General features: G+C 73.8%; 19 protein-coding genes. 11 read left to right on the top strand and 8 right to left on the bottom strand.

The genetic code is table 11. From position 1 onward, the window contains the following. The first annotated feature begins 43 nt into the window (after window positions 1-43). The 3 genes from UIS43_RS00740 to UIS43_RS00730 all read left to right on the top strand — a co-directional run bounded on the left by UIS43_RS00740 (window position 44) and on the right by UIS43_RS00730 (window position 5,314). Window positions 44-1,090, top strand: a complete 1,047-nt coding sequence (locus tag UIS43_RS00740; protein WP_071621808.1) for a medium chain dehydrogenase/reductase family protein — start codon at window positions 44-46, stop codon at window positions 1,088-1,090. Window positions 1,091-1,264: 174 nt separating this feature from the next. Next, on the top strand, window positions 1,265-1,936 hold the full coding sequence (locus UIS43_RS00735; protein ID WP_071621807.1) for a uracil-DNA glycosylase: 672 nt from the start codon (window positions 1,265-1,267) through the stop codon (window positions 1,934-1,936). A 135-nt stretch (window positions 1,937-2,071) separates the two neighbouring features. Then, a complete protein-coding gene (locus UIS43_RS00730) occupies window positions 2,072-5,314 on the top strand; it encodes an NACHT domain-containing NTPase (protein ID WP_370012174.1) in 3,243 nt (1,080 codons plus the stop codon). A 63-nt stretch (window positions 5,315-5,377) separates the two neighbouring features. Here UIS43_RS00730 and UIS43_RS00725 read toward each other — a convergent pair whose 3' ends face one another. After that, window positions 5,378-6,178, bottom strand: a complete 801-nt coding sequence (locus tag UIS43_RS00725) for a Sir2 family NAD-dependent protein deacetylase (RefSeq protein WP_013152440.1) — start codon at window positions 6,176-6,178, stop codon at window positions 5,378-5,380. A gap of 219 nt (window positions 6,179-6,397) precedes the next feature. Between UIS43_RS00725 and UIS43_RS00720 the strand changes: the two genes are divergently transcribed. Continuing rightward, window positions 6,398-7,282, top strand: coding sequence for a sulfotransferase (locus tag UIS43_RS00720; protein WP_019609068.1), 885 nt, complete (start codon window positions 6,398-6,400; stop codon window positions 7,280-7,282). Between the two features lie 139 nt (window positions 7,283-7,421). Here the strand turns inward: UIS43_RS00720 and UIS43_RS00715 are convergent, their stop codons facing one another. Beyond that, window positions 7,422-8,015: a TetR/AcrR family transcriptional regulator gene (locus tag UIS43_RS00715; RefSeq protein ID WP_370012173.1), complete on the bottom strand. Its 594-nt coding sequence runs from the start codon at window positions 8,013-8,015 to the stop codon at window positions 7,422-7,424. A gap of 81 nt (window positions 8,016-8,096) precedes the next feature. On the opposite strand from UIS43_RS00715, the gene UIS43_RS00710 reads away from it, so the two are divergent. Continuing rightward, complete coding sequence (locus UIS43_RS00710) at window positions 8,097-9,203, top strand: DMT family transporter (protein WP_071621805.1); 1,107 nt, start codon at window positions 8,097-8,099, stop codon at window positions 9,201-9,203. On the opposite strand, the gene UIS43_RS00705 is transcribed toward UIS43_RS00710, so the two are convergent. Next, window positions 9,151-9,681 (bottom strand): RidA family protein, encoded by a 531-nt coding sequence (locus tag UIS43_RS00705; protein ID WP_071621804.1) that lies wholly within the window; start codon window positions 9,679-9,681, stop codon window positions 9,151-9,153. The two genes, UIS43_RS00710 and UIS43_RS00705, sit on opposite strands and share 53 nt — an antisense overlap. An 88-nt stretch (window positions 9,682-9,769) precedes the next feature. Here UIS43_RS00705 and UIS43_RS00700 point away from each other — a divergent pair, with 88 nt between their 5' ends. Further along, window positions 9,770-9,931, top strand: coding sequence for a hypothetical protein (locus UIS43_RS00700; protein ID WP_167539491.1), 162 nt, complete (start codon window positions 9,770-9,772; stop codon window positions 9,929-9,931). Window positions 9,932-9,968: 37 nt separating this feature from the next. Here the strand turns inward: UIS43_RS00700 and UIS43_RS00695 are convergent, their stop codons facing one another. Continuing rightward, window positions 9,969-10,805: an aldo/keto reductase gene (locus tag UIS43_RS00695; protein ID WP_041552498.1), complete on the bottom strand. Its 837-nt coding sequence runs from the start codon at window positions 10,803-10,805 to the stop codon at window positions 9,969-9,971. Between the two features lie 394 nt (window positions 10,806-11,199). Between UIS43_RS00695 and UIS43_RS00690 the strand changes: the two genes are divergently transcribed. Next, a complete protein-coding gene (locus UIS43_RS00690) occupies window positions 11,200-12,381 on the top strand; it encodes a CdaR family transcriptional regulator (RefSeq protein ID WP_013152433.1) in 1,182 nt (393 codons plus the stop codon). Between the two features lie 16 nt (window positions 12,382-12,397). Here UIS43_RS00690 and UIS43_RS00685 read toward each other — a convergent pair whose 3' ends face one another. Continuing rightward, the gene (locus UIS43_RS00685; protein ID WP_013152432.1) at window positions 12,398-12,832 is read right to left on the bottom strand and encodes a hypothetical protein; all 435 of its coding nucleotides are present in this window, start codon (window positions 12,830-12,832) and stop codon (window positions 12,398-12,400) included. 254 nt (window positions 12,833-13,086) lie between these two features. Here UIS43_RS00685 and UIS43_RS00680 point away from each other — a divergent pair, with 254 nt between their 5' ends. Beyond that, window positions 13,087-13,680: a Dps family protein gene (locus tag UIS43_RS00680; RefSeq protein WP_013152431.1), complete on the top strand. Its 594-nt coding sequence runs from the start codon at window positions 13,087-13,089 to the stop codon at window positions 13,678-13,680. Between the two features lie 159 nt (window positions 13,681-13,839). After that, window positions 13,840-14,883: a pectinesterase family protein gene (locus UIS43_RS00675; protein ID WP_013152430.1), complete on the top strand. Its 1,044-nt coding sequence runs from the start codon at window positions 13,840-13,842 to the stop codon at window positions 14,881-14,883. Between the two features lie 222 nt (window positions 14,884-15,105). On the opposite strand, the gene UIS43_RS00670 is transcribed toward UIS43_RS00675, so the two are convergent. Beyond that, complete coding sequence (locus UIS43_RS00670) at window positions 15,106-16,044, bottom strand: MetQ/NlpA family ABC transporter substrate-binding protein (RefSeq protein ID WP_013152429.1); 939 nt, start codon at window positions 16,042-16,044, stop codon at window positions 15,106-15,108. A gap of 246 nt (window positions 16,045-16,290) precedes the next feature. On the opposite strand from UIS43_RS00670, the gene UIS43_RS00665 reads away from it, so the two are divergent. Continuing rightward, window positions 16,291-16,797: a winged helix-turn-helix domain-containing protein gene (locus UIS43_RS00665; protein WP_041552496.1), complete on the top strand. Its 507-nt coding sequence runs from the start codon at window positions 16,291-16,293 to the stop codon at window positions 16,795-16,797. Window positions 16,798-16,861: 64 nt separating this feature from the next. Here the strand turns inward: UIS43_RS00665 and UIS43_RS00660 are convergent, their stop codons facing one another. Both UIS43_RS00660 and UIS43_RS00655 read right to left on the bottom strand, forming a co-directional pair. Next, entirely contained in the window at window positions 16,862-17,254 is a 393-nt protein-coding gene (locus UIS43_RS00660) for a rhodanese-like domain-containing protein (protein ID WP_013152427.1), read from the bottom strand. Then, the gene (locus UIS43_RS00655) at window positions 17,251-17,787 is read right to left on the bottom strand and encodes a cysteine dioxygenase family protein (RefSeq protein ID WP_013152426.1); all 537 of its coding nucleotides are present in this window, start codon (window positions 17,785-17,787) and stop codon (window positions 17,251-17,253) included. Before UIS43_RS00655 ends, UIS43_RS00660 begins: the two co-directional genes overlap by 4 nt. A gap of 292 nt (window positions 17,788-18,079) precedes the next feature. Here UIS43_RS00655 and xylB point away from each other — a divergent pair, with 292 nt between their 5' ends. Further along, window positions 18,080-19,465, top strand: coding sequence for a xylulokinase (gene xylB / locus UIS43_RS00650; RefSeq protein WP_071621801.1), 1,386 nt, complete (start codon window positions 18,080-18,082; stop codon window positions 19,463-19,465). Window positions 19,466-19,508: the final 43 nt, after the last annotated feature.

Raw genomic sequence — 19,508 nt, 5'->3', positions numbered from 1 at the left:
TAAGTTTACGAGCGTTAGCAAGACTGTTCCGACAGGAGGCCCCATGAACGCCGTCGCCGCCACCACCGCCACCCAGGTCCTGCTGCCCGGCCGAGTCGAACCCTCCGGCCTCCAGGTTCGGCCCCGAGCACTGTCCGCTCCCGGAGCCGGACACGTCCTGCTGCGCATGGAGGCGACCGGGGTATCGTTCGCCGAGCAGCAGATGCGCCGGGGCAAGTACTTCGACCAGCCCCCGTTCCCGTTCGTCCCGGGCTACGACGTCGTCGGCACCGTCGAGGCCGCCGGTCCGGGCGTGGACGCCTCCCTCGTCGGGCGCCGCTTCGCCGCCGTCACCAAGACCGGCGCCTGGGCCAGCCACCTGGTCCTGGACGCACGCGATCTCGTGGCGGTGCCGGAGGGGACGGACCCGGCGCAGGTCGAGACGCTGCTCGTCAACGGCATCACCGCCTGGCAGATGCTGCACCGCACGGCCCGCGTGCGACGGGGCGGCACCGTCGTCGTACTGGGCGCCAACGGCGGCGTGGGCACGGTCCTGGTCCAGCTCGCCCTGCACGCCGGGATCACCGTGATCGGCACGGCCGCGCCGCGCCACCACGAGGCCGTGCGCGCGCTCGGCGCGACCCCCGTCGACTACCGCGACCCGCACGTGTACGACAGGATCCGGGACCTGGCGCCCGAGGGCGTGGACGCGGTGTTCGACCACGTCGGCGGCGGGAACCTGGTCCGGTCGTGGCGCCTGCTGCGGCGCGGCGGCACACTCGTCTCCTACGGCACGGCGTCGACGAAGGACGTCGAGGGCGACTCCCGGCTGCCCGTGCTCGCGCTCTTCGGCCGGCTCCTGGTGTGGAACGCCCTGCCCAACGGCCGGAGCGCCCACTTCTACAACTTCTGGGCCGGACGCGCCCGCCGCGCCGACGCCTTCCGCGCCCGGCTGCGCGAGGACCTGACCGAGGTGCTGCGGCTGCTCGCCGACGGGGTCCTGACACCGCAGGTGGCCGCCCGCGTCCCGCTCTCGGAGGCCTCCCGCGCGCTGGCCCTCGCCGAGTCCCGCACGGTCGTCGGGAAGGTCGTGCTCGTCCCCGACGCGTGAGGCCAGCGCGCTCCGGACCTCCCCGCCACCCGCGCCACCGTGTGGGCGAACGACCGGCCGGGTGGACGAGACCGGCTCCCGGCTCCGCGTCCTCGGGTGAGAAAGCGCGCTCCCGGGAACGGGGCGGGCCCGAAGCGGACGTGGATGTCGCCCGCTGCCGCTAGTGTTCTGGCCATGCCGAAGGACCTGAAAGAAATCATGGACAGCGGTTGGGCCGAGGCCCTGGAGCCGGTCGCGCCGCAGATCGCCGCGATGGGCGACTTCCTGCGCCAGGAGGTCGCGGAGGGCCGCACCTACCTCCCCGCCGGTGAGAACGTCCTGCGCGCCTTCAAGCAGCCCTTCGAGGACGTGCGCGTGCTCATCGTGGGCCAGGACCCCTACCCGACCCCGGGCAACGCGGTGGGTCTGAGCTTCTCGGTCGCCCCGGACGTGCGCCTGCCCGCGAGCCTGCGCAACATCTACAAGGAGATGGTCGACGACCTGGGCGTGCCCATGCCCTCCAACGGCGACCTGACCCCGTGGACCCGGCAGGGCGTGCTGCTGCTCAACAGGGTGCTGTCGGTGGAGCCGGGCAAGGCCGGTTCGCACCGCGGCAAGGGCTGGGAGGCCGTCACCGAGCAGGCCATCCGGGCGCTCGCCGAGCGCGACAAGCCGCTGGTGGCGATCCTGTGGGGGCGCGACGCCCGCAACCTGCGCCCGCTGATGCCGGGCGTGCCGTGCGTGGAGTCCGCGCACCCGAGCCCGCTGTCGGCACGGAACGGGTTCTTCGGCTCGAAGCCGTTCAGCCGCGCCAACGAGATGCTCAAGGAGCAGAACTCCGACCTGGTGAACTGGGAGCTGCCCTAGCGGATCCCACCACGGGACCGCTCTCGTGCCCCCTCACCCCCGAAACCCATGCTGACCTGCGGACTCGGCACCACCCCCGGTGCCGGGTCCGACCGTGTTTCCCCCACCTCCCTCGAAGCCGGAAGAGGCACCCTGATGGCGAAACGGCTCACCTACGCGGACGCGCTCAAGGTCCTCGGCCAGAACGACTCGGAGGTGATGAACCTCGCCGAGAAACTCGCGGACGGCGGGCTGGGGCTGGTGGGGGTGCCCGACCTCTTCGGCCTGCGCGGTTTCCTGGTGAGCAAGGGCCGCCAGGCCATCGAGGGCATCCGGGACAAGATCAGCGGTGAGAGCCGCCTGTCCCGGACGGAGAAGATCGAGGCGGCCCACAAGGTACTGGTCGTCATCTCGTTCTTCGAGGCGGTGGAGGAGTGCCTCGACAGGGCCGAAGCTCCCTTCTCCCTGGACGCGCTCAGGCTCGGCGACGCCGCACCGTTCACGTCCTTCGACTCGGCCCTCCAGGACCTGGGGGCGCTCCCCGCCCCCGCCGACGTGCACACCGAGGACGTGGAACCCTACGAGATCCTCCAGGTCTTCCACCTCCTCACGGGCAGCTTCAGCGACATCCTGGTGGGCCACCCCGAGGCCGTCGCACACGCTGTGGACCACGACCACCCCCTCATGGCACGGCTGATCGACGAGGTCCCCGAGGACGCCGCCCGGCGGCTCACCGAGTACCTGCGCCAGCTCGCCGCCGAGGTCCCCGAGTTCGGCATGTGGGTGCACCTCTACGAGCACGACCACACCCGCCAGGTCCTCGCCCACGGGTTCGGGGAGCTGGGCAGACTGCTGGAGCTGGCGGGCTCCGGCCGACCGGTGGACCAGCGCAGGCGGGAACTCGCCGCCTCCTACCGGGCGGTGCTGCGCCAGCCCGTGCTGCGCTCGGACGAGGCGTCGTCGGGGCTGGTCCTGCCCGCCCTGGAGGACGCCTACGTGCCGCCGTGCGGCCGTGTGCTGAGGGCCGACACCAACGGCTCCCCCTCCACGGAGGAGGCGTGGCAGGAGGCCGCACTCGTGGACGACCTCCGGCGCTTCTTCGCGCTGCACCTGATCCATGCGGACTCCGTCGAGACCCCCACGGTCGTCCTGGGCCACCCGGGCGCGGGCAAGTCCAAGTTCACCGAGATGCTCGCGGCCCACCTGCCCGCCGCCGACTTCCTCCCCATCCGGGTGGAGCTTCGCTCGGTCCAGCCGAACGCGCCCATCCACGCGCAGATCGAGGAAGGACTCGCCGAGACGCTCCACACCCGCGTGTCCTGGCGCGAACTCGCCGAGTCGGCGGACGGCGCGCTGCCCGTCATCATCCTGGACGGCTTCGACGAACTCCTCCAGGCGACCGGTGTGGACCGCTCCGACTACCTGGAGCGGGTGGAGGAGTTCCAGCACAAGCAGGAGGCCCTGGGGCAGCCCGTGGCCGTCATCGTCACCAGCCGCACGGTCGTGGCGGACCGGACGCGCTTCCCCCTGGGCACCACCGTGGTCCGGCTGGAACCCTTCACCGAGGCCCAGATCGGACAGATGGTCCGGGTGTGGAACGAGGCGAACGCGCGGGCCCTGGCCTCCCGGGGCCTCGAACCGCTGTCCGTCGACTCCCTCCTGCCCTACCGCGAACTGGCCGAGCAGCCCCTGCTGCTGCTCATGCTGCTCATCTACGACGCCGGGGACAACGGTCTGCGGCGCGCCTCGCACGCCCTGTCCCACGGGGAGCTGTACGAACGGCTACTGACGATGTTCGCCAGGCGCGAGGTGGACAAGCACCACTCCGGTCTGGGCAGGAACGACTTCGACGACGCGGTCGAGGAGGAGCTGCGCCGTCTGGAGATCGCCGCGCTGGCGATGTTCACCCGGCGCAAGCAGAGTGTGAGCGCCGACGAGCTGGACCGGGACCTCGCGGTCCTCATGCCCGACGCCGCGGTGCGCGCGGCCGAGACCGACCTGCACGGGCGGATCGACCCCGCCCACCAGGTGCTGGGCAGGTTCTTCTTCGTCCACGAGTCCCGGGCCAGGCGCGGCGAGGGCACCGCGAGCGTGTTCGAGTTCCTGCACGCCACCTTCGGCGAGTACCTGGTGGCCAGGGCGGTGATCGTCGCCCTGGACGAGCTGGACGCCTCACGCGCGCGCTCCTCACGGCGCCGGGCGCGGAGTACGCGTCCCGACGACGGCGAGCTGTACGCCCTGTCCTCCTTCGCCAGCTACGCGGGCAGGGAGAAGGTCGTGGACTTCCTCTCCGAACTCCTGGAACGGCGGTTCACCGAGGAGCCGGAGGCCCGCGAGGACTACGCGCGGCTGCTCGTGGAGCTGTTCCAGGAGGCGCCCTTCCCCGCCCCCAACCGCTCGTACGGTGCCTACGAGCCCACGCGGCTGCCGGTGACCCAGCGCGAGGCCAACTACACCAGCAACCTCATGATCCTGCTGTGCCTGGTGCGGGAGGAGCCGGTGGACGCGCGCGAGCTCTTCCCGGAGGCGCACGAGCCCGACCAGACCCTCCAGGGCACCACCACGATGTGGCGCACCCTGCCCGGCGCCGAGTGGTTCAGCATCGTGTCCGTGCTCCGCGTCCGCCACCTGGATGGCTGGGAGGCCGACGGCCCCGTGACGGTCATCGGCAGGGAGGACGGCGCACCGGTCAACGTCGGGGAGTGCATGGGGTTCGAACTGCGCAAGAACAACGACGCCGCGCCCTCCGTGACCGACCCCTACGGCATCTCCGTGTCCTACGACACGGTCGCCTCCCGTCTGCTCCGGTCGATGGCTATGCGCGTCAACGGCACGGCCGCGCGCTTCATGTTCGGGCTTCTGCCCTACCTGGGCCACGTGTCGGAGGACCTGGGCACCTGGTACTCGGACGTCCACTCCGAGGCGACGTGGACGGAGGCCCACGAGGTCATGCGGCTGCGGCTGGAGCCCGCCGCCGAAAACCCCGGGGAGCGCCTGCGCACCTACCGGCGCCTGCTCGCGCAGCGGGCCCTCGGACGCCTCGAACTGGTGGTGCTCAGGCAGGCGGCGGAGGACCTGGCCCTGGTGTCCGAGGCGTCCGCGTTCGCTACCGAACTCATGGATGTCGTCAACCTCTACCTCAACGGTGTGCGGACGGTCGTGGTCGGGCCCCAGCTCCGGGAGGAGACGGTCGTCCCGGTCCTGCGGGTCCTGGCCCCGTACACGCACGAGGACGTCTTCGAGCGGGTCCTCGGACTCGCCCGGGCCTCGTGGGCGTCGGAACACGGCCCCCGTGCCGTCGGCGGTGTCGGGCGGATCGGAGAACAGGCCGCCGACACCGTCCCCGGGCTGCGCCGAACGCCTTCCCCGACGGGCCGGTACAGCAGCAGCGGGGGCTGAGCGCGCCGCCCCGGCAACCGGCCGTGCCGGAACCCGGCACGGCCGAGACGGTCTTCGCCGCCCCTACCCTGCCGCGCGCACCCGCTCCACCAGGGCGGGGAGCGCCGTGCCGATGGGGTCGCGGACCACGGCGCCGGCGAAGTCGTCGTAGGGCGTGGGCTCGGCGTTGACGACCACCAGGCTGGCCCGCGCCATCATGGCCACGTCGCACAGCCCCGCCACCGGGTGGACCGTCAGCGACGTGCCCACGGCCAGGAACACGTCGCACTCGCGGGCGGCCCGGCTGGCCGCGTCGACGACGTCCGCGTCGAGCCGCTGCCCGAAGGAGATGGTGTCGGATTTCTGGATGCCGCCGCACTCCGGGCAGCGGGGGTCGGACTCCTCGTCCAGTCGCGCCAGCACCGTCTCGCTCGGCGTGCGCAGGCCGCACGCCATGCACACCACCCGCAGCATGGTGCCGTGCACCTCGATGACCGCGTCCTCGGACGTCCCGCCCCGCTGGTGCAGGCCGTCGATGTTCTGGGTGATCAGGGCCCGCAGCCGCCCGGTGGCCTCCAGGTCGGCCAGGGCGCGGTGCGCGGCGTTGGGGCGGGCCCGCCACACCGGGTGGGTGCGGCGCTGGGCCCACACCCTGCGGCGCACGTCCGCGTCGCCCATGTAGATGTCGATGTCGGAGAGGGCCTGCGCGTCCGGGTCGGTGGTCCACACCCCGTGCGGTCCGCGGAAGTCGGGGATGCCGGAGTCGGTGGACACGCCCGCCCCGGTGAGGACCGTGACGCGTTCGGCGGACTCCAGGAGTTCAGCGGCCCGTTCGAACTCCCCTGGGTCGGAGAAGGGCGCTGATTCGGTGGTCGTCGAGGCCATACCCCCCATTCTTACGCGGGCGGGGCACCGTTCGCCCCACCGCGCCCGCCGCCGCGCACGGCGCGCCCCGCGACGCTCCGGCGCACCGCCCCGGGCCGCGGCGGTGCGCGGCGCCGGTCCGAACCGGAGCGTAATCTCGGGGGCACAGGAAGGGCACGGAGGCCACATCCCCTGCCGATGCACACGAGGTGGGCAAAGGGTGCGAAAATCGACACCGTCATGAAGCAGCCGTCCTACATCCTCGTGGTCAACGGGACCAAGGTCGAGCGCCCGGTGTTCGTCCTGGGCGCTCCCCACTCGGGAGTCGCCGAGGTCGCCCGGGCCCTGTCGCGCGTGCCCGGCCTGCACCTGGGCGCGGGCTCGTCGGGCGTGCTCAACGCCGTCTACGCCGTGGCCAGACGCCCCTCCCTCGCGTTGGAGAAGGTCGCCGGGACGGCGAGCCTGCTGCGCGAGGCCTACGCCGAGGCCTGGCAGCTCACGCCCCTGACCTGCCCGCGCTGTCCGGGACCGTGGGCGCGCGTGCCCGCCAACGCCGCCGCCGAGCCGTGCGAGCACAGCGCGGAGGTGCGCCGCTACGGCGACGCCAGCCCCGACCTGCTGTTCTGCGCCACCGCCCTGCACGCGGCCTTCCCCGACGCCCTGTTCGTCCAGGTCATCCGGGACGGCCGCGACGTCATCGCGGACATGATGGAGGACGAGCGCTCGCTGGCCTGGCTCAAGCCGAGCTTCATGAAGCTCGACCACGAGTTCCCCAACCACTTCTTCGGCCTGGAGGAGGAGTCGGACCTGTCCGCGTTCACGGAGGGCTCCACCGCCGCCAAGTGCGCGATGCGCTGGCGCGGGGCGATCCGCATGTCGGCCCTGCTGCGCCGCTCCATCGGCGCCGAGCAGCTGATGACCCTGCGTTACGAGGATGTGCACGGCGGCGAGGTGGAGGCGGCCGAGCGGCTGCGGGAGTTCACCGGGGCGCGGGTGTCGGCCTCGGAGCTGCTGACCGCGGAGTCCTGGGGCGTGGGGTCGTGGCGCGAGCGCCTGACGCGCGACCAGTACGGCGACGTGCGCCAGGTGGCGGGCACGGAGCTGTCCCGGCTCGGCTACACCTGAGCCCCGGCGGGACCGGAGCGCGCCCGTCGCGGCCCCGGTCCCCTGTTCGCGGGCCCGGACGGGCTCCGGCCCCACCCCTCGGGCCCCGATCCCCGCTCCCCCGCCCGGAACGGCCGGACACGCCCCGGCTCCGGCGCCCTCAGTCCGCGCCGTGCACGGTCATCAGGGCGTCCGCCGCGGCGCGGGCGGTGCGCGCGGCGTCGGCGACCCCGGTGACGTTGCGGGCCACCACGGCGCCCTCGTGCAGCATGGCCAGCGCGTCGCCGAGCGCCCCGGGGTCCCTGGCGCCCGACCGCTCGGCGAGGTCGGTGTAGAGGCCGCGCAGCCACCGTTTCTGTTCCTCGGCGACGGCGCGGCCGGGGTGTTCGGGGTCGGAGAGCTCGGCGTAGGCGTTGACCATGGCGCAGCCGCGCGGGTTCTCCTCGCCCGTCCAGTCGTCCAGGGCGTCGAACGTGGCGGCCACCAGCTCCCTCGGGGTCCGGGCCCGCTCCAGGTAGCCGTCCAGGTACGCGCGCCAGCGGGCGTCGCGTGCGCGCAGGTAGTGGACGACGAGCTGCTGCTTGGAGCCGAAGCGGTCGTAGATGGTCTTCTTGGTGACCCCCGCCCGCTCGGCGACCAGCTCCATGCCCACGGTGTTGATCCCGCGGGTGTAGAACAGCTCGGTCGCCACGTCCAGGACGCGGCGCGCGGCCGGGGTCAGCGGTGTCGTCGCGGTACCGGGCACGGTGTTCACTCCCTCCCTCGCGCCCCGCCGCCGGGGCGCCTCGTTCGGACTACATTGTGAGTATACCGACCGGTGTGTTTACCTGCCCGCATGGAACACACCGAGACACGTCCCCGCCGCTCCGTACCGCCCCTCCTGCTCGCCGCCGGACTGGTGGTGATGTGGAGCTCCGGCTTCGTCGGCGCGGATCTGGGCACCCGGTACGCGCCCGCGACCACGTTGCTGGCCTGGCGTTTCCTGGTCGTGGCCGCCCTGCTGGCGGGGTGGTGGCTGTGGCGGGGCCCGCGGATGTCCCGGCGGGACCTGGCGGCGCACGCCGTGCTGGGCCTGCTGGCCCAGTCCGGGTACCTGTACGGGGTGTTCGCCGCCGCGCAGGCGGGCGTGGCCGCCGGGACGAGCGCGCTGGTGGCCGCCCTCCAGCCCCTGGTGGCGACCGCCCTGGCCGTCCCGCTGCTGGGCGAACGGGTGCGGCCGCGCCAGCTGGCGGGCCTCGCGCTGGGGCTGGGCGGGGTCGGCCTGGTGGTGGGCGCGGACCTGTTCCGGCCGGGCGCGGCGCCGTGGTGGGGCTACCTGCTGCCGTTCGGGGCGATGCTGTCCCTGGTGGCCGCGACCCTGCTGGAGCGCCGCGCGCGGCCCGGGGGCTCGGTGGTGCAGGCCCTGGCGGTGCAGTGCGCGGTGAGCGCGGTGCTGTTCACGGGGCTGGCCGCGGTCACCGGGACGCTGGCGCCGCCCGCCGACCCCGGGTTCTGGGCGGCGGTGGCGTGGGTGGTGGTGCTGTCCACCCTGGGCGGCTACGGCCTGTACTGGGCCGTCCTGGCCCGCTCGGGCGTGGCCCGGGTGTCGGCCCTGCTGTACCTGACCCCGCCCACCACGCTGGTGTGGTCGTGGCTGATGTTCGGCGATCCCGTGGGGCCAGCCGCCCTGGCGGGGATGGCGGTGTGCGCGGTGGCCGTGGTGCTGGTGAGCACCGGGGGGACCGGGAGCCGGGCCGCCCGGACGGACGCGAAGGCTACCGGCGCTCCCGACCGGGAACCGAAACGCACGGCCGGTTCCACCACGAGCACCCCCGACCGGCTACCGGGGCGACGGGCCGAGGCCGCCGCCGCTGCTCCCGCCCGGGCCCCGGAACGCGGCACCGGGGGCGCTACGGACGCTCCCGGGCCGGAAGCGGACCGACCCCGTCCGAGGAGACGGTGACCCCGGGCCGTCCGGCCTCCTCGACCGGTCTCCACACCTGCTCCGCGCGCAGGGGTCCGCTCCCGGCCGCGTCGGGGACCACGGCGGTGCACGCCACCTCCACCACGGCGTCGGGGTCCAGGAGGTCCACCACCCCCAGGACCGTCGTCGGCGGGTGGAAGCGGCCCATGTGCCGCCGGTAGACCGCGCCCATGCTCTGGCCGTGGGCACGGTAGGCCGCCATGGACGTGGTGAAGACGCGCATGTCCACCACGTGGGCGGGCTCGGCTCCCGCAGCGCGCAGCGCCTCCACCGCGTTGGCGAGCGCGCGGTCGAACTGCTCCGCCAGGCCCTCCCCGACGATCCTGCCGTCGGGGCGGTGCGCGCGCTGCCCGCCGACGTGGACCACCCGCCCGGGGCTGACCACGAGCGCGTGGGAGGACCCCGTCGGCTCGGCGAGGGTGAGCGGGTTGACGATCTCGTGCGGTGTCCGGCCCATCGGCGGCCCCTCCTGCCCGTGTCGCGCCCGCCGACCGTCACGGACGGGCCCTTTGGGAACCCGCCGCACGTGCGGCTACGATGAGCGCATGTCGATCACTGTGCTGCTGTCCGCCCTCGCCCTCGTCGCCGTGCTGGGGGTCTTCGCCGCCATCTTCGTCGGCGGCGCCGTCTACGTCGGCCGCATGCGCCGCAACGGCACCGAGGCCGTCCTGGCCGGGGCCCGCAGGCACCGGGAGCTGCGCGGCTAGGAGGGCCCCTCCTGGCCCCGGCGGGCGGCGGGGAGGTTCAGGCGCCGTCGAAGTCGTCGGGGTCGGGGCCGAACCTGCTGTCGGTGTTGAGCCCGCTGATGCGGTCCATCTCCGCGCGGGAGAGCTCGAAGTCGAAGACCTGGAAGTTGGAGCGGATGCGCTCGGGGGTCACCGACTTGGGGATCACCACGTTGCCGAGCTGGATGTGCCAGCGCAGCAGCACCTGCGCGGGCGTGCGCCCGTGCGCCTCGGCGACCGCGACGACGGTCGGGTGGCCGAGCAGCTTGCCCTGCCCCAGGGGGCTCCACGCCTCGGTGACGATGCCGTGCTTGGCGTCGAAGGAGCGCATGTCCGCCTGGGTGAGCAGCGGGTGCAGCTCGATCTGGTTGACCATGGGCGTGATGCCGCCCTCCTCCATGACCCGCTCCAGGTGCGGGCGCTGGAAGTTGGACACGCCGATGGCCCGGACGCGGCCCTCGGCGTAGAGGCGCTCCAGCGCCTTCCAGGTCGGCACGTACAGGTTCCGGCGGGGCATGGGCCAGTGCACGAGGTACAGGTCGACGGTGTCCAGGTTCAGGCGTCCCAGGCTGGCCTCGAAGGCGCGCAGGGTGGCGTCGTAGCCCTGGTCGGGGTTGGCCAGCTTGGTCGTCACGAACAGCTCGCCGCGCTCCAGGCCCGAGCGGCGCAGCGCCTCGCCCACCCCCTCCTCGTTGCCGTAGGCGGCCGCGGTGTCGATGCTGCGGTAGCCCGCCTCCAGCGCGGTGGAGACGGCCGCCACGACCTCCTCCTGGGACACCTGCCACACGCCGAAGCCCAGCTGCGGAATGCGCAGGCCATTACCCAGAGTGAGTTCTGGAACGGTCGTCTGCTGCATCTGTCTCATCCCCCGTCGGCTCCGAACGGTCTGCCTTGCTCTTCCAACATGCGGTCTTCCCCCTACCGCAGTCGCATACTGCCACGTCCGGGCGGGTCGCGGTCCCAGATGCGCCGTGGCTGTGCGGGCTTTTTACCGTTCACGCCCGGTGACAGCCGACGTGTGGGGACATCCCGGACACCGAGTTCTCCGCGCGGGCGGAGGGAGCCGCCGGTGGGAGCGGCACGGGGTTCCCCCGGTGCCGTCCTCCGCCCCGGCGGCGCCTCCCACTCGTCACTGTGTTCTCTCCTCTCTCCCCCTACCCCGGTGGGGCCGGTCCTGCCCGCACGCTCTTCCCTCCCCTGCGCACGAGGGCTTGCCGATAGGCTTCCCTGGCCGTTCTGGAGGTGGGGCGATGGGACACGAACAGCGTGCCCGGGTCGGCGCCGAGCTGGCGCGGGAGCGGGCCGGGCTGGTCGAGCGCATCGTCGCCGAGGTGCACGCCGAGGTCCCGGCCTACCGCGCGCTGCACGGGTCCCAGCTCACCGAGGTCCGGGCGATCACCGGGTGGCTGATGGGCCGCTCACTGGAGCTGTGGGCGGCCGGGGCGACGCGGCTGCCGCCGGAGGACGTGGAGCGGCTGCGCGGCATCGGCCGGTCCCGGGCGGCCGACGGGCGTTCGATCGGCGCGGTGGTGCGCGCGCACCGGGTGGGCTCGGCGGCGGCGGTGCGCCTGGTCGCCGAACTCGCCTCCGACCGGCTCGACGCCGCCGACGTGTTCGCCCTGGGCGAACTGTGGCTGACCTCGATCGACCAGATCTCCGAGAGCCTGTCCGCGGGCCACGCCGAGGCCGCGCGCCGCCTGGACGCGGACCTGGAGCGGGCCCGCCGGGCCTTCCTGGACGACCTGCTGATCGGACGGCAGGCCTCGCGCGGGGCCATCCGCGACCGGGCGCGGACCCTGGGCATCGCCCCGCCCGACCCGGCGGTGCTGGTGGTGGCCGAGGCCGACGGCGGCCCCTGCGACGGGGCGCCGCGGTCGGCCGCGCTCGCCGCCGGGATGGAACTGCTGGGCCTGGTGGAACCGGCGGGCGCCGACCCGCTGGTGACCACGCGCTCGGGACGCGTGGTGCTGCTGGTCCGCCCCGACGACGCCGACCGGGTGGCCGCCGTGCTCGGCGGACGCCCCTGGCGCGGGTGCGTGCTGGAGCCGCGCGCGCTGACGGACATGTCGGCCGCCTACCGGCTGGCCGACGGCGCCCTGGAGACCGCGCCCGCGCACGCCTTCGACTCCCGGGGGCTGCTCGGGACCTCCGACGCGTGCGTGCTGGCACTGCTCAACGGCGGCCCGGTCGCCCCGGCCGCGGTCCGCCGCACGGTGCTGGGGCCGCTGCTGGCCGAGGGCAACGCCCACCTGCTGGAGACGCTGCGGGCCTACCTGCGCGAGGGCGCGGCGACCACGGCCGCGCAGGCGCTGCACGTGCACGCCCAGACGCTGCGCTACCGGCTGCGCCGGGTGCGGGAGCTGACCGGGCACGACCCGCACCGGCCCTGGCAGCGGTTCGTGCTGGAGACCGCCTGCGCGATCGCGCCCTGACCGGTTCCGGCGCGGATCAGGGCGCCGTGGACGGCCCGGTCCCCTCCGGTGGCGTCTGCTGGAGGACCTGGTCGCGGTACTCCCGGAAGGACTCCCATCCGCCGTCGCCGTCCTCGCACAGGAAGTCGCCGCTCGAGCAGTCGAGGGCGCGGCAGCCGAGCACCTGGGCCATGCGGAGGATGGCGGGCACGGCGTCGCCGCCGCGGACGTGGAGCATCACGGTCCTGACCGGATCCTCCGCGCCGATGTTGAGCTCCACGCTCCACCCCTGCTCCTCGTCCCGGAGGTGGCCCCAGGCCGGATCGGACAGGTCCGCCTCGGGGAAGGCCTCGCGCAGCGTCGCCAGGAGCCGCGGCAGCGGCGCGATGGACTCGGTCCCGAGGTCCTCGGGGAGGTCGTCGACGGACCTCGCTTCCGCGGGCGCCGACGTCAGCAGTACGTCCCAGCTCATGGGACTCCTCTCTCACGGGGATGCTCCGGCCGGACACTAGCGTCCGCCTGCGACGGTCCCGGTGCGCCGCGGCCCGGCACACGCCGCCCCGGCCCCGGCGGACCGCTCCGACCAGTGAAAGCACACGAAACTTACCCTCGGTTGGCGCGGGGTTAGACCCCCGGAAGCGGTGGGTAGCCGAGACTGGCAGGCGGAGCGCGGCCACCGTGCGCGCTCCCCGCGACACGAGTCACACCGACTGGAGGGGGACCAGAGTGACGACCGCAGAGCGCAAGACCGGAGCACCCAAGCCCAGGAGCAGCCAGCCGTGGCTGCACCAGAGCGGCGAGGAGATCCAGGAGTTCGGGACGGTCCGCCAGTTCCCGGTCGGGCTGTCCTACGACACCCGGATGTACTCGTGCCAGCGGCTCAACCAGGTGCTGTGCGACACGCGCATCCTGCACGACCTGTACAAGAAGCACCACTGGCTCATGCGCGGGCACACCTTCTACCAGCTGCACCTGCTGATGGACAAGCACGCCGGCGAGCAGACCGCGCTGATCGACGACCTGGCCGAGCGCGTGCAGACCCTCGGCGGGGTGGCGGTCGGCGACCCCCGGCACGTCGCGGAGATCACCAACATCCCGCGCCCGCCCAACGGCGCCGAGGAGGTGCCCGCGATGCTCTCCCGCCTGCTGGAGGCGCACGAGACGATCCTGGAGGACTGCCACGACGCCGCCGCGCGCACACAGGAGCTGGGGGACGACGGCACCAACGACCTGCTGGTGTCGGACGTGATCCGCACCAACGAGCTCCAGGCCTGGTTCGTGGCCGAGCACCTGGTGGACACCCCGCTGGTGCGCACCTAGACCCGGACACACGTGACGAGGGGCCCGGCGGTCGCGCCGGGCCCCTCGACGCGCTCAGGGGTTGACGGGGCGCGGCCGCGTCGGGGACAGTTCTGCAATCGGTTGCAGTACCGGCACCGCCCTTGGCGAAAGCGCTCACCCCAGGAGAGGGGCCTGCCCATGGTCCGCCGCAGTTCCCCCGCCGCCCCCGGAGCGGAGGGCCGGGTGATCACCGTGGCCGCCGACGGTTCCGGCGACCACACCGGGGTCCAGGCCGCGATCGACGCCGTGCCCGCGGGCGGCGACGAACGCGTCACCATCCGCGTCGGGGCGGGCGTCTACCGCGAGCCGGTGGTGGTTCCCGCGGACAAACCCGGGATCACCCTGCTCGGCGCGACCGGCGACCCCCGGGACGTGGTCCTCACCTACGACCGTGCGGCGGGCACCCCCGGGCCCGGCGGGGGCGTCCACGGCACGTCCGGCAGCGCCAGCGTCCTCATCTCCGGGGACGGCACGCACGCCCGCGACCTGACCTTCGCGAACTCCTGGCTGCGCGAGGAGCACCCCGGCGTCACCGGAACCCAGGCGGTCGCGCTGCGCGCCACCGGGGACCGGCTGGTCTTCGACAACGTGCGCTTCCTGGGCCACCAGGACACGCTGTACGCGGACTCGCCGGACGCGGACACCCCCGCGCGGCAGTACTACCGCGGCTGCTACGTCGAGGGCGACGTGGACTTCGTCTTCGGCCGGGCCACGGCCGTGTTCGACGGGTGCGTGTTCCACTCCCTGGGCCGGGGCAGCGACACCGACAACGGCTACGTGACCGCGCCGAGCACCCGGCCCGGCCGGGAGTTCGGCTTCCTGGTCACCCGCGGCCGCTTCACCGGTGACGCCCCCGCCGGGACCGTCTACCTGGGCCGCCCGTGGGTGCCCAGCTCGCATCCGGACGCCGAGCCGCGGGTGCTGGTGCGCGACTCCTGGATGGGCCGCCACTTCCGCGGGGAGGGCTGGATCGCGATGGCCTCCGGCCACGACTGGCGCCGGTTCCGGATGCTGGAGTACCGCAACTCCGGTCCCGGCGCGCTGGTCACCGCGGACCGACCGCAGATGGACCCGACCGAGGCCGCCCGGCACACCATCGAGGCCTACCTGGCCGGGGACGACGGGTGGAACCCGGCGCGGGAGCGCACGGGGCGCCCGGAGTCCGCCACCCGGGCACGCTGATCCGGTCCGCCGTGCGGGCGCGTCCGGGGTCGGGCTCCGCCTGATGGGCGCGTCGCGCGCCAGGGGGCTCCGGACTCGTTCCCGCCGCGCGACCCGTCCGGCCCCGACCTCCGGACACGGCGAAGGGCGGTGGAGCCGACCGCTCCACCGCCCTCGCGAACGGACGGGGTGTGCGGGCGGCGGTCCCTGCTGGGGCGCCGACCCGTACCTGTGAACCCCCGGCTACTCCTGGTCGGCCTCGGGGCTCTCGGTGGCGTCGTCGGCGCTGGCCTCGGGGCTCTCGGAGGCGTCGTCGCCGGCAGCGGTCTCGACGATGTCGCCCTCGGCGTCCACGGCCAGGACCACGCCCTGCCAGGACTCCTGGATGAACTCCAGGACCCGCTCGTCGTGCAGCAGCTCGGCGAGCAGCTGGATGCGCTCGTCCTCGGCGTTCTCGGCCAGGGTCACCAGGCCGTTGGCGTAGGACTCGACGTAGTCGTCGCCCTCGGGCTCCCAGGCCAGGACGTTGGACTGCTCGGGCAGATCGGTCTCGATGGCGTAGTTGCCGTTGACCACCGCGGCGTCCACGTCGGAGATCGAGCGGGGCAGCTGCGCGGCCTCCAGCGGGGTCACCGTGATGTCGCGCGGGTTGTCGACGATGTCCTTCTCGGTGGCGGACTCCCCGGCCTCGGGGTCGACGGTCACCAGGCCCTCGGCCTCCAGGATGCCCAGGGCGCGGGCGAGGTTGGCCGGGTCGTTGGGGACCGCGATCTCGGCGCCGTCGGGCAGGTCGTCGATGCTCTCGACGCTCTCGGAGTACAGGCCGAGCCGCTCGATGTGGACGTCGGTCAGGTAGGTGAGCTCGGCGTCGGGCCCGTTGGCCGTCCACTCGTTGAGGAAGGCGCGGTGCTGGAAGTAGTTGGCGTCCAGCTCTCCCTCGACCAGGGCGGTGTTGGGGACGTTGTAGTCGGAGATCTCCTCGATCTCCAGGTTCAGCCCGGCCTCCTCGGCGAGGTTCTCCTCGATGAAGGCGAGGATGTCGCCGTGCGGCACCGGGCTGACGCCCACCCGCAGCACGTCCCCCTCGCCGCCGGACTCGGCGGCCTGCTCGCTGGGCGCGCCGCAGGCGGCGAGCGCCAGGGTGAGGGCGGCTGCTCCGAGTGCGGCTGGAGTCGTGCGCATGGTGCGCTCCTTCGTGATCGTGGATGGAGGATCGCGGGGACGGGCCCCGCGGCGGCCGGTACGGGTGCCGGCGAGGGTGCGGCTCCGCGGACCGTGTGGGGTACCGCGGGGCTGATCAGAGCCTAATCCACCGAATTGGTAGGAATTATCACTTCTCGGACTCCGAGCACGTGGCATCGGCCACACGGATCATATTCCCCACTAAAGCGGTAGAAATTATAGGGTTATGCGCGCATCATGGGGAGCATGCCCAGCGCACACAGCCCTCTCGGCGCACCACCCGCCCCCGCACCGCCCCGGAACCCGCCGCCCACGGCCGGTGGACCCGGCTCCGAGCACTCGCTCCTCGGCGTGCTGCCGCTGCCCGGCGGCGACAGGTACATGCTGGTCTACGGCGTCGTCGTGGACGAGCCGCGCACACCCGACCGGCCGCCGCCCCGCGTTCGCGCCGGGCTGCTCGTGGACCGCGGCGCCCGCCGGGTCTGGTCGGGCGGCAGGGAGGTCGAGCTGACCTACCAGGAGTACGAGCTGCTGGACTGCCTGACCGCCTCGCCCGGACGCGCCATCCCCCGCGAGGAGCTGTTGGAGCGGGTGTGGAGCGCGCGGAGGGGACAGAGCTCGCGCACGATCGACGTGCACGTCCACCGGCTGCGCCGCAAGCTCGGCCCCGCCGGGGGCCTCATCACCACCGTGCGCAGGGTCGGCTACGTCTACGAGGGGCCTCCGGCGTCGGTGTCCGCCGTCGGGGCCTGAGAAGCCCGCGCGCGGCCCCGGGAGCGGGGCCGCGCGGAGGGCACCGGGTCGGGGTCCGGGGGTGTCAGCCGCCGAGCGCGGGCCCGGTGACGGGCAGCCCCCGGGCCCGCCAGGAGCGGTAGCCGCCGACCATGTCGGTGGCCCGGGTCAGGCCCAGCTCCTGGAGCTGGACGGCGGCCAGGCTGGAGGCGTAGCCCTCGTTGCAGAACAGCACGACGAGCCGGTCCGCGGAGTCGGCCTCGGGGATCCGGTCCGGGCTGGTGGGGTCGAGCCGCCACTCCAGCACGTTGCGGTCGATCACCAGCGCACCGGGGATCTCCCCCTCGGCCTCGCGGTTGACGGCGGGGCGGGTGTCGACCAGCAGGGCGCCCGCCCGCTGGGCCGCCAGCGCCTCGGCGGGCGAGAGCCGGTCCAGACGTGCGCGCCCGCTCTCCAGGAGCCGTTCGACGGCGCTCACCGGCGGCCTCCCCTGGCGGGCACGTCCTCCAGGACGGGGGCGTCCGGTTCGGGGTCGGTGGTCAGGACGCTCCGGGTGCGGCGCAGCGCCCCGTCGCCGCCGACCTCGTAGTAGTGCATGGCGGTCAGCGGCGGCGAGTAGGCGTGCACGCTCACGGCGGGCGAGTCGGAGGCGTTGACGACGTCGTGCACGTGGCCGAGCGGGAAGCGGCCTCCCCCGCCGTCGGGCAGGGCGCGCTCGCGCAGCCCGGCGTCCCAGTACCGCTCGACCAGGTCCCCGGCGACGACCGTGAGCGCGCCGAGCGAACCGGCGTGGTCGTGCAGGCGGGTGGACTGGTCGGGGGTCCAGGAGATCAGCCAGACGTCGGTGTGGTCGTCGGCGCGCAGCCGGACCGACCAGCGGTTCCGTGCGTCGAAGCGGACCTCGTGGAGCCCCTCCCGGACCTCCCGGGCGACCTCGGCGGTCAGCTCGGACAGGCGGTCCAGGGTGAGCGGGGTGGGCGCCGCGGCGGGCGCTGCTGCGGTGTCGGTCATGGCGTGGTCCTTCGGAAGGTCGTGAGCGGTCCTTGTCGGTCACACGGGCCGCTGACACCGCTCGTCGAAGACGGTCGCCCGCGGGTGCGGTGGTGGTGCGCTGACTGCCATGAGCGCAGTTAACCACATTCCCTATCGGTTTAGTTGCCTAAAGGCCGCCGAGCCGGGGAGCACCGTGATGGAAAACGGTCACAACGGGACAACGGACAGTGACAACGCTTTCCAGCACCCGCCCCGATCCTCTAGGTTGTGGGGGTTGCCACCCCCACCCTGCCCTCACGGAGCGAGAACCATGCCCCTGGTCGCCGGAATCGACAGCTCGACCCAGTCCTGCAAGGTCGTGGTCTGCGACGCCGACAGCGGCGCGGTGGTGCGCGAGGCCCGCGCCCCGCACCCCGACGGGACCGAGGTCCACCCCGACGCCTGGTGGTCGGCCCTGGAACAGGCCTCCTCCGGCCTGCTCGACGACGTGGCCGCCGTCTCCGTCGCCGGACAGCAGCACGGCATGGTCGCCGTGGACGAGGTCGGCGCGGTGGTCCGCCCGGCGCTGCTGTGGAACGACACCCGTTCGTCCGGGACGGCCCTGGACCTGATCGAGGAGCTGGGCGGCCCCGCCGAGTGGGCCAAGGCCGTGGACAACGTGCCCAACGCCAGCCTGACCGTGAGCAAGCTGCGCTGGCTGGCCCGGCACGAGCCGGAGCACGCCGACCGCACGACCGCGGTGATGCTCCCCCACGACTGGCTCACCTGGCGGCTGACCGGAGCCGGATCCGAGCCCACCACCGACCGCGGCGACGCCTCCGGCACCGGTTACTGGTCGGCGACCGACGACGCCTACCGCCCCGACCTGCTGGCGCGGGCCTTCGGACGCGAGATCCGGGTGCCGCGCGTGGCCGGACCGGCCGAGGCCGTGGGGCGCACCCCCTCGGGCGCGCTGGTGGCCCCGGGCACCGGGGACAACATGGGCAGCGCCCTGGGCCTGGGACTGCGCCCGGGGGACGCGGTGGTCTCCCTGGGCACCAGCGGCACCGTGTTCGCCGTGAGCGAGGGCCCCACCCAGGACCCCAGCGGCATCATCTGCGGGTACGCCGACGCGACGGGCCGGTACCTGCCGCTGGTGTGCACCCTCAACGCGGCCCGGGTGCTCGGCGCCACCGCCGCGATGCTGGGCGTGGACCTGGCGGGCCTGGACGAGCTGGCACTGGCCGCCGAGCCGGGCGCCGAGGGCGTCGTGCTGCTGCCCTACCTGGACGGCGAGCGCACGCCGGTACTGCCCGACGCCGCGGGTTCGCTGCACGGGCTGCGCCGGTCCAACATGCGCCCGGAGAACATCGCCCGCGCCGCGGTGGAGGGCATGCTGTGCGGGCTGGCCGACGGGCTGTCCGCGATGACCGACACCGGGATCCCGGTCAGCCGGGTGCTGCTCGTGGGCGGGGCGGCCCGGTCGGCCGCCGTGCGCGCGGTCGCGCCGACCGTCCTGGGCGCGCGGGTGGTCGTGCCGAGGCCCGCCGAGTACGTGGCCGTGGGCGCCGCCCGGCAGGCGGCCTGGACGCTGGCGGGGACCGCCGAGGCGCCGACCTGGGACCCGGGCGAGCCGGAGGCCGCCGCGGAGCCCGTGGACGCGCCGCACGTGCGCGAGCGCTACGCCGAGGCGCGCCGTTCCGCCCACGGCCTCTAGGGGTCGGGCACTCCCCCGCCCGGGCGTCCGGGCGAGGGCCCGT

The sequence above is a fragment of the Nocardiopsis sp. LDBS0036 genome, assembly GCF_041228755.1.
GTDB classification, from domain to species: domain Bacteria; phylum Actinomycetota; class Actinomycetes; order Streptosporangiales; family Streptosporangiaceae; genus Nocardiopsis; species Nocardiopsis dassonvillei.
Note: the sequence above shows the minus strand (reverse complement) of the source record. Positions and strands in the feature narration are given on the sequence as shown.